At 53.0% G+C, this 13,675-nt stretch carries 11 protein-coding genes; 9 read left to right on the top strand and 2 right to left on the bottom strand.

The window, feature by feature from the left end; genetic code table 11:
• Positions 1-9 precede the first annotated feature (9 nt).
• From nrdI to mgrA, 4 genes are all read left to right on the top strand, one after another.
• Positions 10-414: a class Ib ribonucleoside-diphosphate reductase assembly flavoprotein NrdI gene (gene nrdI / locus AC1DUO_RS10485; RefSeq protein WP_013574096.1), complete on the top strand. Its 405-nt coding sequence runs from the start codon at positions 10-12 to the stop codon at positions 412-414.
• On the top strand, positions 396-2,558 hold the full coding sequence (gene nrdE, locus AC1DUO_RS10480; protein ID WP_477987261.1) for a class 1b ribonucleoside-diphosphate reductase subunit alpha: 2,163 nt from the start codon (positions 396-398) through the stop codon (positions 2,556-2,558). Before nrdI ends, nrdE begins: the two co-directional genes overlap by 19 nt.
• Before the next feature lie 21 nt (positions 2,559-2,579).
• On the top strand, positions 2,580-3,563 hold the full coding sequence (nrdF, locus tag AC1DUO_RS10475) for a class 1b ribonucleoside-diphosphate reductase subunit beta (protein ID WP_013574094.1): 984 nt from the start codon (positions 2,580-2,582) through the stop codon (positions 3,561-3,563).
• A gap of 117 nt (positions 3,564-3,680) precedes the next feature.
• Complete coding sequence (mgrA, locus tag AC1DUO_RS10470; protein ID WP_013574093.1) at positions 3,681-4,724, top strand: L-glyceraldehyde 3-phosphate reductase; 1,044 nt, start codon at positions 3,681-3,683, stop codon at positions 4,722-4,724.
• Between the two features lie 47 nt (positions 4,725-4,771).
• Here the strand turns inward: mgrA and AC1DUO_RS10465 are convergent, their stop codons facing one another.
• Together AC1DUO_RS10465 and AC1DUO_RS10460 are read right to left on the bottom strand one after the other, a co-directional pair.
• Positions 4,772-5,230, bottom strand: coding sequence for a C40 family peptidase (locus tag AC1DUO_RS10465; protein WP_223510322.1), 459 nt, complete (start codon positions 5,228-5,230; stop codon positions 4,772-4,774).
• 296 nt (positions 5,231-5,526) lie between these two features.
• The gene (locus AC1DUO_RS10460) at positions 5,527-6,882 is read right to left on the bottom strand and encodes a 2-hydroxycarboxylate transporter family protein (protein WP_013574091.1); all 1,356 of its coding nucleotides are present in this window, start codon (positions 6,880-6,882) and stop codon (positions 5,527-5,529) included.
• Positions 6,883-7,201: 319 nt separating this feature from the next.
• Between AC1DUO_RS10460 and AC1DUO_RS10455 the strand changes: the two genes are divergently transcribed.
• From AC1DUO_RS10455 to proX, 5 genes are all read left to right on the top strand, one after another.
• Positions 7,202-8,854 (top strand): ATP-binding protein, encoded by a 1,653-nt coding sequence (locus tag AC1DUO_RS10455; RefSeq protein WP_119261267.1) that lies wholly within the window; start codon positions 7,202-7,204, stop codon positions 8,852-8,854.
• Positions 8,847-9,560, top strand: coding sequence for a response regulator (locus AC1DUO_RS10450; RefSeq protein ID WP_112152328.1), 714 nt, complete (start codon positions 8,847-8,849; stop codon positions 9,558-9,560). Before AC1DUO_RS10455 ends, AC1DUO_RS10450 begins: the two co-directional genes overlap by 8 nt.
• 588 nt (positions 9,561-10,148) lie before the next feature.
• A complete protein-coding gene (proV, locus tag AC1DUO_RS10445) occupies positions 10,149-11,345 on the top strand; it encodes a glycine betaine/L-proline ABC transporter ATP-binding protein ProV (protein WP_013574088.1) in 1,197 nt (398 codons plus the stop codon).
• Complete coding sequence (gene proW, locus AC1DUO_RS10440; RefSeq protein ID WP_119261266.1) at positions 11,342-12,541, top strand: glycine betaine/L-proline ABC transporter permease ProW; 1,200 nt, start codon at positions 11,342-11,344, stop codon at positions 12,539-12,541. Before proV ends, proW begins: the two co-directional genes overlap by 4 nt.
• Positions 12,542-12,646: 105 nt before the next feature.
• The gene (gene proX / locus AC1DUO_RS10435) at positions 12,647-13,657 is read left to right on the top strand and encodes a glycine betaine/L-proline ABC transporter substrate-binding protein ProX (RefSeq protein ID WP_112152327.1); all 1,011 of its coding nucleotides are present in this window, start codon (positions 12,647-12,649) and stop codon (positions 13,655-13,657) included.
• Positions 13,658-13,675 lie beyond the last annotated feature (18 nt).

Here is a 13,675-nt window from a genome sequence, read left to right as displayed (position 1 = left end):
GGCTGGCGGATGAATCCGTTGGTCTATTTTTCCAGCAGTTCAGAAAACACCCATCGTTTCGTCGGCAGAACAGGATTGCCGGCGATCCGTATCCCGGTAGATCGTCAGCCTGAAAAATTGCGTGTGGACTTACCGTATATTCTGGTGGTGCCGAGCTACGGCGGCGGTTCGGCCAAAGGCGCGGTGCCGACACAAGTGATCCGTTTTCTGAACGACGAACATAACCGTTCACTCATCCGCGGCGTTATCGCCGCCGGAAACACCAACTTCGGCGCAGCGTATTGTATTGCCGGCGATATTATTTCCCAAAAGTGTCAGGTGCCTTACCTGTACCGTTTTGAGTTGCTGGGAACGCCGGAAGACGTTGCAAAGGTCAGACAGGGAGTAACAGAATTTTGGCAGCGACAGAACTAGCAATCACCGACCCCGGCACCCGCGGCCCGGACTATCACGCGCTTAACGCGATGCTGAATCTGTTCGACGCTAACGGCCAGATCCAGTTTGATAAAGACCGCCTGGCCGCGCGCCAATACTTCCTGCAACACGTTAATCAGAACACGGTGTTTTTCCACAATCTGGCGGAGAAACTGCGTTATCTGGTGGAAGAAGGCTATTACGAAGCCGCCGTGCTGGATCAGTACGCTTTTGACGATATTAAAGCGTTATTCAAACAGGCTTACGCCAAAAAATTCCGCTTCCAGACGTTTCTGGGCGCGTTCAAGTATTACACCAGCTACACGCTGAAAACCTTCGACGGCAAACGCTACCTTGAACGTTATGAAGATCGCGTGTGCATGGTGGCATTGACGCTGGCGCGCGGCGACATTCAGCTCGCCGGGCATTTTGTCGATGAGATCATCTCCGGCCGTTTCCAGCCTGCCACGCCGACGTTCCTTAACTGCGGCAAAAAACAGCGCGGTGAGCTGGTGTCGTGCTTCCTGCTGCGCATTGAAGACAACATGGAATCCATCGGTCGCTCGGTGAACTCGGCGCTGCAACTTTCCAAACGCGGCGGCGGTGTGGCGTTTATGCTGACCAACATCCGTGAAGTGGGCGCGCCGATTAAGCGCATCGAAAATCAGTCTTCCGGCGTTATTCCGATCATGAAAATGCTGGAAGATGCCTTCTCTTACGCCAACCAGCTCGGTGCGCGCCAGGGCGCGGGGGCGGTCTATCTGAACGCCCATCACCCGGATATTCTGCGTTTCCTCGATACCAAACGCGAAAACGCCGACGAAAAAATCCGTATTAAAACACTGTCGCTGGGTGTGGTTATTCCGGATATCACGTTCGAACTGGCGAAAAATAATGAAGATATGTACCTGTTCTCGCCGTATCACGTGGAGAAAGTGTACGGCGTGCCGATGTCTGAAATCAGCATCAGCGAGAAGTATCGCGAGATGGTGAATGACAAGCGCATTCATAAAAGCAAAATCAACGCGCGTGAATTCTTCCAGGTGCTGGCGGAAATTCAGTTCGAATCCGGCTATCCGTACATGATGTTTGAAGACACGGTTAACCGCGCCAATCCGATCAAAGGTCGCATCAATATGAGCAACCTGTGTTCGGAGATTTTGCAGGTGAATTCGCCGACGATCTACGGCGAAGACCTGTCTTATCAGGAAACTGGCAAAGACATTTCCTGTAACCTCGGTTCGCTGAATATCGCTTCGGCGATGGATTCACCGGATTTCGGCAATACTGTCGAAATGGCGGTTCGTGCGCTGACGGCGGTGTCTGACATGAGCCACATCCGCTCAGTGCCATCTATTGATCAGGGTAATCAGGATTCGCACGCCATCGGCCTCGGCCAGATGAATTTGCACGGTTACCTGTGCCGCGAGCGTATTTACTACGGTTCGGAAGAAGGTCTGGATTTCACCAATATCTATTTCTGCACCGTGGCTTTCCACGCGATCCGCGCATCGAACCAGATCGCCATCGAGCGCCAGCAGTCGTTTAAAGGCTTCAGCGATTCCACTTACGCCAGCGGCGCGTATTTCGACAAATATGTCGATGACGCACTGGCGGCGAAATGGCGGCCGAAAACAGAGCGCGTGCGCGAACTGTTTGCAGATGCCGGTATTGCCATTCCGACCACCGCAGACTGGGCGGCGCTGAAAGCCTCCGTGATGCAGCATGGCCTGTATAACCAGAATTTACAGGCGGTGCCGCCCACCGGTTCTATTTCCTACATCAATAATTCGACGTCGAGTATTCATCCGATTGTGTCCCGCGTAGAAATCCGCAAAGAGGGCAAAATTGGCCGTGTGTATTATCCGGCGGCGTTTATGACCAACGACAATCTGGATTACTACCAGGATGCCTATGAAATCGGCCCGGAAAAAATTATTGATACCTACGCCGAAGCCACGCAGCACGTCGATCAGGGGCTGTCGCTGACGCTGTTCTTCCGCGATACCGCCACCACGCGCGACATCAATAAAGCGCAGATTTACGCCTGGCGCAAAGGCATCAAAACCATTTATTACATCCGTCTGCGCCAGATGGCGCTGGAAGGCACCGAAGTTCAGGGCTGCGTTTCCTGCACGCTGTAACCGACTGAAAGGATTTAAAAGATGAGCGCAGTAAAACAATTGTTAGTGCCACAGCCGGTCAGCAAAGCCATTAACTGGAACAAAATCCAGGACGATAAAGATCTGGAAGTGTGGAACCGCCTGACGTCGAACTTCTGGTTGCCGGAAAAGGTGCCGTTGTCGAACGATATTCCGTCCTGGGCGACGCTCAGCGCAAAAGAGAAACAGCTGACGATCCGCGTGTTTACTGGCCTGACGCTGCTGGATACCGTGCAAAACGTGGTCGGCGCACCGACGCTAATGAAGGACGCGGTGACACCGCACGAAGAAGCGGTTTACTCGAATATCTGCTTTATGGAAGCGGTGCATGCGCGTTCTTACAGTTCGATTTTCTCGACGCTGTGCGCCACCGTGGACGTGGATGAAGCCTACCGCTGGAGCGAGGAAAACGTCGCGCTGCAAAACAAAGCCGCAATCATTTTGTCGTATTACGACGGCGAAGACCCGCTGATGAAGAAAGTCGCCAGCGTGTTCCTCGAATCGTTCCTGTTCTATTCCGGTTTCTATCTGCCGATGTACTGGTCGAGCCGCGCCAAGCTGACCAACACCGCCGATCTGATCCGTCTGATCATCCGCGATGAAGCGGTTCACGGTTACTACATCGGCTATAAATTCCAGAAAGCGCTGGCGCTGGAAAGCGAAGAGCGTCAGCGTCAGATCAAGGAGCAGGCGTTTGATCTGATTCAGGATTTGTACGATAACGAGATCCGCTACACCGAAGAACTGTACGACGGTGTAGGCTGGAGCGAAGACGTGAAGAAATTCCTGCATTACAACGCCAACAAAGCGCTGATGAATCTCGGCTACGAAGCCCTGTTCCCGGCCAGCATGGCGGATGTGAATCCGGCGATCCTTTCCGCATTATCGCCAAACGCCGACGAAAACCATGACTTCTTCTCCGGATCCGGTTCGTCATATGTGATCGGCAAAGCCGTCAACACCGAAGACGAGGACTGGGATTTCTAAACAGCTCCTTCCCCTCGTGAGAGGGGAAGGAGGAAAACGGATGTTGCCGTTATTTTTCTCAGCGTTAGTATAGAAACAGTGTTTCAAAACCCTACGCGATCAGAAAAAGGAAACATCATGACGCCCTATCAAGCCTCATCCTCCCGTTACGAAACCATGCAATTCCGCCGTTGCGGTCAGAGCGGTTTACAACTCCCTGCCCTTTCTCTTGGCCTGTGGCACAGCTTCGGCCATGTCAGTCCGCTGGAATCCCAGCGTGCATTGCTGCAAAAAGCCTTCGATTTAGGCATCACCCATTTTGATCTGGCGAATAACTACGGCCCGCCTCCGGGCTCTGCGGAAGAAAATTTTGGCCGTTTGCTGAAGCAGGATTTCGCGCCATATCGCGATGAACTGATCATCTCCACCAAAGCCGGTTACGACATGTGGCCAGGACCGTACGGTTCCGGCGGCTCGCGCAAATATCTGCTGGCCAGCCTCGATCAGAGCCTGCAACGCATGGGGCTGGATTACGTCGATATCTTCTATTCGCACCGGGTGGATGAAGAAACGCCGATGGAAGAAACCGCAGCGGCGCTGGCTTATGCGGTGCAAAGCGGTAAGGCATTGTATGTCGGGATCTCCTCTTACTCGCCGGAACGTACCCAGATCATGGCGGAGTTACTGCGTGAGCTGAAAGTACCGCTGCTGATCCATCAGCCGTCATACAATCTGCTGAACCGCTGGGTGGATAAGAGTGGTTTGCTGGATACGCTGGACCAAAATGGCGCAGGTTGCATCGCCTTTACGCCGCTGGCGCAGGGGTTGCTGACCGGCAAGTATCTCAACGGCATCCCTGACGGCTCGCGCATGCAGGTGGAAGGGAATAAGGTGCGCGGGCTGAACGCCCAAATGCTGTCAGAAGATAACCTGAACAGCCTGCGGTTGCTCAATGAGATGGCGCAGCAGCGCGGACAGACCATGGCGCAGATGGCGCTGAGCTGGCTGCTGAAAGACGATCGCGTGACGTCGGTGCTGATTGGTGCCAGCCGCCCTGAGCAACTGGATGAAAACGTGAAAGCGCTGGATAATCTGCGCTTCACCGCTGAAGAACTGACAGCGATTGATAAGCATGTGGCGGATGGTCAGTTGAATCTTTGGCAGGCTTCGTCAGATAAATAACCATCCAAAACAAACGGGCGGATCTCCTGAAAGGATCCGCCTTTTTTTTAGCTCATCAGTTCTAAACGACGTGCGGTTTCGTAATGATCAACCCAATACTGATTATCCAGTGATGAAATAGTGACGCCTTCAATTTTCGAGGCATGAATGAACTGATGATCCCCGACATACACGCCGACATGACGATCGCCCGGCGACGTTTTGAAAAACACTAAATCTCCCGGTTTCAGATTATTTTTACTCACTTTTCTGCCGTTCCTGATTTGCTGAAAGGTGGTTCTTGGCAGGCGTGTTTGCAGGGAATCATTAAACAGATGCTGCATCAGCGACGAGCAGTCCACGCCTTTGTGGGTGGTGCCCCCCCAGCGGTAATGCGTCCCCTTCCAGCGCGGATATTCCGCCAGCAGGGCGCTTTTAATATTGTCTGAGTTGCCCGTATTGACCGCAGTCACGGTGGACCCTTTTCCATTAAAAAGTTCGCTATGGAAAAATTTGTAGGTGTCCATAGACTCAAATTCTTTAGGCATATCAAAAGCAAAGGAGTGGATGCTAAACAAACCGGTAACGAGAAGCAGTAAGGCAGAAACAAGCGATTTAATACGGAACATGCGTGGATTCTTTCGTCAAAAAATAGTGCTCTTCCTTACGTGGGAACCTGCTCACGGGGCGGGTGACTCGTCTCTGAGTGCGCAAATAATAACCGCAGGACAATAAATAAGCAGGTTGAATTGAGTCCAAAATTGGACTGGGGATTTTTTCTCAGGAAAACCCACCCCTTAGGCTGAAGGGGTGGGTGAAGGTGTTATGAGAAGAACTTCGCCAGAACAAACAGGCCGACAGAAACGTTGATAGCTCCCCCGATACGGGTAGCGATTTGCGCGAAAGGCATCAGCGTCATGCGGTTGCCGGAGGTCAGAATCGCCACGTCGCCCGTGCCGCCCTGCCCGCTCTGGCAGCAGGAAACAATCGCCACATCGATAGGGTGCATGCCAATTTTCTTACCCACATAAAAACCGGTGCCGACCAGCGCCAGCACCGTGGTCACAATCACCAGCAGGTTCTGCAGGGTGAAAGCGTTGATCAGTTCCTGCCAGGGCGTGATCGCGACACCCACCGCGAACAGCACCGGATAGGTCACGGCAGTGCGGAAGAATTTATACACCGTCATCGAGCCGTGCTGAATAGTCGGCGAAACGCCGTTCGCCAGTTTCACCAGCACCGCCGCAAACAGCATGCCGACCGGCGCTGGCAGGCCGATCCATTTCTGGCCGAGCATCCCGACCATGTACAGCAGGATGGCCAGCAGCGCACCACAGGCCAGCGCGTTGACGCCCGGATTGCCCTCAAATTCATCGGTGCCACTGCCCATCTGGCCTTTTTTCGACGGCATCAGTTGGCCTTCGCCGGTAAGATGCGGATAACGTTTACCGAGCTGGTTCAGCACGCCCGCCAGCACAATGGCCGTCAGGCCACCGAGCATAACAATCGGCAGAATGCGCCCAAGCGCCACGCCCTGCTCCATATGCAGGATGGTCGCGTAACCCATCGACAGCGGGATCGCACCTTCTCCGACACCGCCAGCCATGATCGGCAGGATCAGGAAGAAGAAGGTTTGCATTGGCGGTAAACCTAAAACAGTGCCCATCGCCATACCGGCAATCATGCCGACCACTTCGCCGCACAGCATCGGTACGAAAATACGCATAAAGCCCTGGATCAGCACCTGACGGTTCATGCTCATGATGCTGCCGACAATAATGCAGCAGATATAAAGGTAGAGAATATTGGTGGATTTATAGAATTTGACCGTGGAATCAACAACAACATCCGGCAGCAGGCCGTAATGCACCATCGCCGAAGGAATAAAAGTGGCACAAATCGCCGCGGCCCCCAGTTTACCCACCACAGGTAAGCGTTTACCCAACTCGCCACAGGCAAAACCGAAGAAGGCCAGCGTGGCGACCATCACCACGATGTCACTCGGCAACTTGCCATTCAGGCAATCGAGCAGGATCAGCACGCCCGCCAGCAGGAAAAAGGGCAGCGGGATAATGCCTATCTTGTAGTGATCAAGAATGTGCCACCATTTTTGTCTGGCCGAGAGGCCGGAGGTTTTCGTTTCTTTGACAGCGATGTAGGAATCGTCGGTTGTGCTCATGACATTGCCTCTTTCTTCTGAAGACTTTTCTTATTGATGGTCTGAGCATATGAAAACAGGCGGTCAGCCGGGTGTGAGGTTGTTCAAATTAAAACCGCAGGGATAAAGGTTGTTATGGTGTTTATGGTGTTAATGCACCCTGATTTATAAGGATTATAAGATTAGTAGTAAATCCCGCTATTAACCCTGTTATTACTGTGTGAAATAATCATTATTTTAATCTTCTGTTCACAACTCCGCTTCTCTGCGATTACGACTCACATTTCGCCGTGATAGGCTTATTGAATGTATATCTCAGGTTCGCCGTGCAGCAGGTCGTATGAAATTCAGGTTACCTTTTCAGGTAAAACTCTTTTTATCTCTGGTGGTATTTTCCTGCGTGTTGCTGGCACTGCTGGGGGCTATTTTATTTCATATTATTGACCGTCAGTTACATCATGATCTGGGCCAGCGTGCACGGGTTCAGGCCAGCGAGATCGCTCTGATGCCGGGGCTGGCGCAGAAGGTACAGGCCCGCGATATCCCCGGCATCGCGAAACTAATCCAGCCATTACGCGATAAAAGTGACGCCAGTTATATCGTTATCGGCGATACCCGCGAGCTGCATCTTTATCATTCCGAATCTCCGGAGCGCATAGACCTGCCGATGATTGGCGGTGATAACGCCGGTGTGCTGGCCGGTAAAACCATTATTTCCGTACGTCAGGGCGGCATCGGCGTTTCATTGCGCAGCAAAGCCCCGATTCTGGATGCCAGTAATCAGGTGATCGGCATTGTCTCGGTCGGTTATCTCACCTCTTACATCGATAATATTAATGGCCGCCGTCTGGCGCAGGCCGGTTTATACGGTTTACTGCTTTTATTACTGCTGTTTATTTTTTCATGGATGTTCACCCGCAACGTTAAAAAACAGATGTTCTGGCTGGAACCCAAAGATATTGCCCTGCTGGTCCGCCAGCAAAAAGCGTTGCTGGAAGCCATGTATGAGGGCGTATTTGCGATCAACGCCGAAAGGCAACTGATTTCAATTAACCGGGCCGCACGCGAGTTACTGGATATCCGCCAGCCCGAAAACGAGCTACTGGGTAAACCGCTGGCGGAGGTGCTTCAGACGCCGCCCACGTTCTTTACGCAACGTGGTGTCAGTGAAAACAACAGTCAGCATGATCAGATTACGGTACTCAATCAGAGACAGGTGATCGTCAACCGCGTACCCATCGAACTTGAACCCGGTGCAGAAAGTGGCTGGGTATTCAGTTTCCGCGATAAAAATGACATTAATACGCTGAGCAGCCAGCTGAGTCAGGTGAAGCGCTACGCCGATAACCTTCGCATTATGCGCCATGAACAACTGAACTGGACTGCGACGCTGGCGGGCTTGCTGCAAATGCAGCGTTACGACGATGCAATGCGCTATATTCAGGCACAGTCGGAAGGCGCGCAGGCCGTGCTGGATTTCGTCTCAGCACGCTTTACCTCGCCAGCACTTTGTGGCCTGCTGCTGGGGAAATACGTCAGTGCACGCGAAAAAGGTGTCGAGCTGAGTTTCGATCCCGCCTGTCAGCTCACCCGCATACCGGCAGCCATCAGTGAAACCGAACTGATGTCAGTGATTGGTAATTTGCTGGATAACGCCGTGGACGCCACACTGAAAGCACTGACGCCCCCGGCACCGGTCGAATTGTATATTTCCGACCGGAACCGGGAACTGCTGATTGAAGTCGCCGATCAGGGCAGCGGCGTGGAAGATGCACTCAAGCCGCACCTGTTTGAACAAGGCGTCACCAGCAAGCCCTCCAGCGGGCAGGACGCCACGGGTGCAGAACACGGTATCGGCCTGTATCTGGTGGCCGGTTATGTCCGTCAGGCGGGTGGCAGCATCGAAATCTCAGACAACACGCCGCAAGGTACAATATTTTCAGTCTTTATCCCGTATCCGGCAGAAGCGTTAACAGGACAGAACCATGAATAACAGCAGCGCACTCGATGTCGTGATTGTGGAAGATGAGCCACATCTGGCTGGTCTGCATCGTGATTTTATCGAGCAAAATTTCAACCTGCGCGTCGTCGGCATTGCGGCCACACTGGAGCAGACGCGTTCTCTGCTGCGCCTGCATCAGCCGCGTCTGATCTTACTCGATAACTATTTGCCGGATGGTCAGGGTGTCGATCTGATCGACAGCCCGTTGCTGAAAAGCTTCGATTGCTCGGTGATTTTCATTACCGCTGCCAGCGATATGCAAACCTGTAGCCAGGCCATGCGCAGCGGCGCGTTCGATTACATCATCAAGCCGGTGTCGTTCCATCGTCTGCGCAGTTCACTCGAGCGCTTTATGCAACTGGTGCAAACGCTGCGTAATGTGAAAGTGGTCGATCAGCGGGCCCTGGATAAGTTGTTCAATCTGCCCGCCAGCGATACACCGGCAGCCCCTTCTGCCAAAGGCATCGAGCCGAATACGCTCGAACTGGTTCAGCGGGTTTTCACGGCGAAACCCGACGTCAGCTGGTCGGTGGAACAGGTGGTTGAAGAGGTTGGGATCAGCAAAACGACCGGTCGCCGCTATCTGGAATATTGCGTGGAAATTGGCTTTATCGGCGTCGAGATGCAGTACGGAAATATCGGTCATCCGAGACGTCTGTATCGCAAAATAGCAGACGAAGAAAAATCCGTATCCTGAGGCCGAATTCCGGCCGTTTTGCGTGAAGAACTTCCCCCTCCCTGCCGGTGTCATCACCGGCGAATTTCCCGCATACCCCGCCTGTTCAGGTGATTATTTCATTACGTAGTCATCTTTCAGACAAGCGGTAAATTCACGGCTTTCACGCAAAGCTCAAATCTCTATTTACCCTTGCAAATCCCCTCCTCATAAAACGCATTAACTTCAGGGAAATACCTCAATAACTCCGTTCTAAAATCACACAAATAAAAAAGACAACAAATCTCATAAAATCAATAAATTACTTATATTTTTAGCGAAAGCATCCGTCGTGAAATTAGGCAAAAACCCAAAGTGCTCTGGCGGGATAAATTGTCATTAATTGTCAGTTTGAATTTACCGAAATTAAACACCGCAAATACAGATAAATACGTAACCAGAAACCCAATCATGAATATTCATCGGAAACATTGAGACTTGTCTCAGAATTTCGATGTGTTAGGGTATAACGCGTTCACTATTTCGTTACAGGCAAAATCCTATACGGTCCAACACAAAAATTAGACATCGAGCCGATACGGCTATTTATATCCAAGGAATGCACATTGCATGGCAATTAAAATCGAAGTAAAGAATCTTTATAAGGTATTTGGCGAAAACCCGGATCGCGCTTTCAAGATGATTGATGCAGGCAAGGGTAAAGAAGAGATTTTTGAGAAAACCGGTCTTTCACTTGGCGTTAAGAATGCCAGTCTGGCCATTGAAGAAGGCGAGATTTTCGTCATCATGGGGTTATCCGGTTCCGGTAAATCCACCATGGTACGCCTTCTCAATCGTCTGATAGAGCCCACCCGTGGCGAAGTCCTGATCGACGGCGAAGACATCGCCAAAATCTCAGAAGCAAAATTGCGCCAGGTGCGCCGCAGTAAAATCAGTATGGTATTTCAGTCCTTTGCGCTGATGCCACACCTGACCGTGTTGAATAACACCGCGTTTGGTATGGAGCTGGCTGGTGTGCCGGTCGAAGAGCGCAATACCAAAGCGCTTGACGCGCTGCGTCAGGTCGGGCTGGAAAACTATGCCAACTCTTATCCGGATGAATTGTCAGGCGGGATGCGCCAGCGTGTCGGTTTAGCGCGTGCTATGGCCAACAACCCTGACATTCTGCTCATGGATGAAGCCTTCTCTGCACTTGACCCGTTAATTCGTACCGAAATGCAGGATGAACTGGTGAAGCTGCAGGCTCAGCATCAGCGCACCATTGTGTTCATTTCTCATGATCTGGACGAAGCCATGCGTATTGGCGACCGCATCGCCATTATGCAGGGCGGCGAAGTGGTACAGGTCGGCACGCCGGAAGACATTCTTAATAATCCGGCCAACGACTATGTGCGCACGTTCTTCCGTGGTGTGGATATCAGTCAGGTCTTCAGTGCCAAAGACATTGCCCGCCGCCGTGGCGCGCTTATTCGTAAAACCCCCGGTTTTGGTCCACGTGCCGCTCTCAAGCTGCTCGAAGATGAAGACCGCGAATATGGTTATGTACTTGAACGTGGACAGAAATTCATTGGCGTGGTGTCGATTGAATCCCTGAAAACCGCGCTCAAAACCAATCAGTCGCTGGAAAGCGCCTTGCTGGAATCTCCGGCAGCCGTGCAGGCAGACATGCCGCTCAGCGAACTGATTTCCCATGTCGCCGCCGCGCCTTGCGCTGTGCCGGTCGTCAATGAGGACAATAACTATATCGGCATTATTTCCAAAGCCATGCTGCTTCAGGCTCTGGACAAAGAAGGGGGTAACGAATGAGCACTTCAACCATAACGAACACCATTACACAGCACGCGCAGGCCGCTCAGGCCCAGGCTCTCGATCCTTCCGTGGATCCGTGGAGTGCCGATAACGCCAGTGGCGGTGTCGCGCCACAAGCTGACGCCGCCGCCAATGCCGCGCCAGCCGATGCAGGCAGCAGTGATCCGTGGGGCGGCAGCAGCGATGCCGCAACCAGCACACCAGACGCGACGCACCATGCCGCCGCACAGACCAACGACTGGCTGAGCGTCGCCCCGGAACAGCATCAGCATTTTAATATTCTCGATCCGTTTCACAGTACGCTGATCCCGCTCGACCGCTGGGTGACGGAGGGGATCGACTGGCTGGTCGGTAACTTCCGCCCGGTATTTCAGGGGATCCGTGTTCCGGTCGATTTCGTCCTGAGCGGTTTCCAGCATGGTCTGGAATCCCTGCCAGCGCCGATTGCGATCCTGGTCTTCGCCCTGCTCGCCTGGCAGATGGCCGGTTTCGGCATGGGTGCTGCCACGCTGGTTTCGCTGGTGTTGATTGGCGCAATCGGTGCCTGGTCACAGGCAATGGTGACGCTGGCGCTGGTTCTGACCTCGCTGTTCTTCTGTATTCTGATCGGCCTGCCGCTCGGGATATGGCTGGCGCGCAGCCAGAAGGCGGCGAAAATTATCAGGCCGCTGCTTGATGCCATGCAGACCACACCGGCGTTCGTCTATCTGGTGCCGATCGTGATGCTGTTTGGTATCGGTAACGTGCCGGGCGTAGTGGTAACGATTATCTTCGCCCTGCCGCCGGTGGTGCGTCTGACCATTCTGGGTATCAATCAGGTGCCGGAAGACTTGATCGAAGCCGCGAAATCCTTTGGTTCCAGCCCGCGTCAGCTGCTGTTTAAAGTTCAGTTGCCGCTGGCGATGCCGACCATCATGGCCGGTATTAACCAGACGCTGATGCTGGCGCTGTCGATGGTGGTTATCGCCTCGATGATCGCCGTCGGTGGTCTGGGTCAGATGGTACTGCGCGGTATTGGTCGTCTGGATATGGGTCTGGCGTCAGTCGGTGGTGCGGGTATCGTTATTCTCGCTATTATCCTCGACCGTCTCACCCAGTCGATGGGACGCGACAGCCGCAGTAAAGGCGGTCACCGCTGGTTCACCCGCGGTCCTGTCGGTCTGGTGATGAAGCCTTTCACGAAGAAAGCCTGATTCACACACTGCATTTTTCCCGGCGGCTCGCTGCCGGGAACTCTCAAAAAGCTAAAAAAACGCAGTCCACTCTTACGTATTCAACAGCAAGAATAAGGGTTCACCATGCGCACAACTCAGAATAAAACACAGATCAAAGCACTCATCCTCGCAGTATCCATGGCAACTCCCGCTGCTTTCGCTGCCGATTTACCGGGCAAAGGCGTGGTCGTTAAACCGTTGCAAAGTACCATCGCGGAAGAAGCCTTCCAGACAGAACTGGTTAACCGCGCGCTGGAAAAACTGGGCTATGACGTTCAGCAAACCGGCGAAGTGGATTACAACGTGGCGTATACCGCCATCGCCAGCGGCGATTCTACCTACATGGCGGTGAACTGGGAGCCGCTGCAAAAAGACATGTATAACACAGCCGGTGGCGACCAGAAATTCTACCGTCAGGGCACCTACATCAGCGGCGCAGCGCAGGGTTATCTGATCGATAAAAAAACCGCCGACAAATATCACATCCACGATTTGTCACAGCTGAAAGATCCGAAGATCGCCAAACTCTTTGACGCTGACGGCGACGGCAAAGCGGATATGGCGGGTTGTAATCCAGGCTGGGTCTGCGGCCAGGTGATCAACACCCAAATCAAAGCCTACGGTCTGAGCAATACCGTGACGCAAAACGAGGGGAACTATTCGGCGATTATCGCTGACACCCTCACCCGGTTTAAATCCGGTAAGCCAGTGTTGTACTTCACCTGGACGCCGTACTGGGTCAGCAACGAGATGAAACCGGGCAAAGACGTGGTCTGGCTGACTGTGCCGTTCTCGGCCAATCCGGGTTCGCAGAAAGATCTCGATACCACGCTGCCGAACGGCAAGAACTACGGTTTCCCGGTCAATAACGAACACATCGTGGCGAACAAAGCCTGGGCTGAGAAAAACCCGGCGGCCGCGAAACTGTTCGCCATCATGAAACTGCCACTGGCCGACGTGAATGCGCAGAACCTGCGGATGCATGAAGGTGAATCCTCATCAGAAGATATCCAGCAGCATGTTGATGGCTGGATCAAGGCGCATCAGGCGACCTTCGATGGCTGGATCAAAGAAGCTGCCGCCGCAGCAAAATAACGCATTATAAAAATCGAG

This window comes from Rahnella sp. P4_A8 (assembly GCF_056402435.1).
Note: the sequence above shows the minus strand (reverse complement) of the source record. Positions and strands in the feature narration are given on the sequence as shown.

What these genes read in the sequence shown, in the direction of transcription:
- nrdI (WP_013574096.1), top strand. Translation starts at nt 10, where the DNA reads ATGAATCCGTTGGTCTATTTTTCCAGCAGTTCAGAAAACACCCATCGT.
- nrdF (WP_013574094.1), top strand. Translation starts at nt 2,580, where the DNA reads ATGAGCGCAGTAAAACAATTGTTAGTGCCACAGCCGGTCAGCAAAGCC.
- mgrA (WP_013574093.1), top strand. Translation starts at nt 3,681, where the DNA reads ATGACGCCCTATCAAGCCTCATCCTCCCGTTACGAAACCATGCAATTC.
- AC1DUO_RS10465 (WP_223510322.1), bottom strand. Translation starts at nt 5,230, where the DNA reads ATGGACACCTACAAATTTTTCCATAGCGAACTTTTTAATGGAAAAGGG.
- AC1DUO_RS10460 (WP_013574091.1), bottom strand. Translation starts at nt 6,882, where the DNA reads ATGAGCACAACCGACGATTCCTACATCGCTGTCAAAGAAACGAAAACC.
- AC1DUO_RS10455 (WP_119261267.1), top strand. Translation starts at nt 7,202, where the DNA reads ATGAAATTCAGGTTACCTTTTCAGGTAAAACTCTTTTTATCTCTGGTG.
- AC1DUO_RS10450 (WP_112152328.1), top strand. Translation starts at nt 8,847, where the DNA reads ATGAATAACAGCAGCGCACTCGATGTCGTGATTGTGGAAGATGAGCCA.
- proV (WP_013574088.1), top strand. Translation starts at nt 10,149, where the DNA reads ATGGCAATTAAAATCGAAGTAAAGAATCTTTATAAGGTATTTGGCGAA.
- proW (WP_119261266.1), top strand. Translation starts at nt 11,342, where the DNA reads ATGAGCACTTCAACCATAACGAACACCATTACACAGCACGCGCAGGCC.
- proX (WP_112152327.1), top strand. Translation starts at nt 12,647, where the DNA reads ATGCGCACAACTCAGAATAAAACACAGATCAAAGCACTCATCCTCGCA.